A 925-nucleotide genomic window follows, 5' to 3' on the forward strand; every position below is an offset into this window, starting at 1 on the left:
TGCGAAGTCGCAAGACGATGTATATGGACTGACGCCTGCCCGGTGCTGGAACGTTAAGAGGACCGGTTAACCCTTCGGGGTGAAGCTGAGAATTTAAGCGCCAGTAAACGGCGGTGGTAACTATAACCATCCTAAGGTAGCGAAATTCCTTGTCGGGTAAGTTCCGACCTGCACGAATGGCGTAACGACTTTCCGGCTGTCTCAACCACAGGCCCGGCGAAATTGCACTACGAGTAAAGATGCTCGTTACGCGCGGCAGGACGGAAAGACCCCGGGACCTTTACTATAGTTTGGTATTGGTTTTCGGTTCGGCTTGTGTAGGATAGGTGGGAGACTGTGAAGCTGGCACGCTAGTGTTGGTGGAGTCGTTGTTGAAATACCACTCTGGTCGGATTGGGAATCTGAACCTCGGACCATGATCTGGTTCAGGGACAGTGCCTGATGGGTAGTTTAACTGGGGCGGTTGCCTCCTAAAGAGTAACGGAGGCGCCCAAAGGTTCCCTCAGCCTGGTTGGCAATCAGGTGTTGAGTGCAAGTGCACAAGGGAGCTTGACTGTGAGACAGACATGTCGAGCAGGGACGAAAGTCGGGACTAGTGATCCGGCACCACCTGGTGGAAGGGGTGTCGCTCAACGGATAAAAGGTACCCCGGGGATAACAGGCTGATCTTGCCCAAGAGTCCATATCGACGGCATGGTTTGGCACCTCGATGTCGGCTCGTCGCATCCTGGGGCCGGAGTAGGTCCCAAGGGTTGGGCTGTTCGCCCATTAAAGCGGCACGCGAGCTGGGTTTAGAACGTCGTGAGACAGTTCGGTCCCTATCCGCCGCGCGCGTAGGATACTTGAGGAAGGCTGTCCCTAGTACGAGAGGACCGGGACGGACGAACCTCTGGTATGCCAGTTGTCACGCCAGTGGCATGGCTGG

The 925-nt window shown here is 55.8% G+C and carries 1 rRNA gene; it reads left to right on the plus strand.

The annotated features are described in order from the left end of the window. A 23S ribosomal RNA gene (locus H074_RS00010) occupies nt 1-925 on the plus strand; the annotation flags it as partial.

The sequence above is a fragment of the Amycolatopsis decaplanina DSM 44594 genome (assembly GCF_000342005.1).
Lineage (GTDB): Bacteria > Actinomycetota > Actinomycetes > Mycobacteriales > Pseudonocardiaceae > Amycolatopsis > Amycolatopsis decaplanina.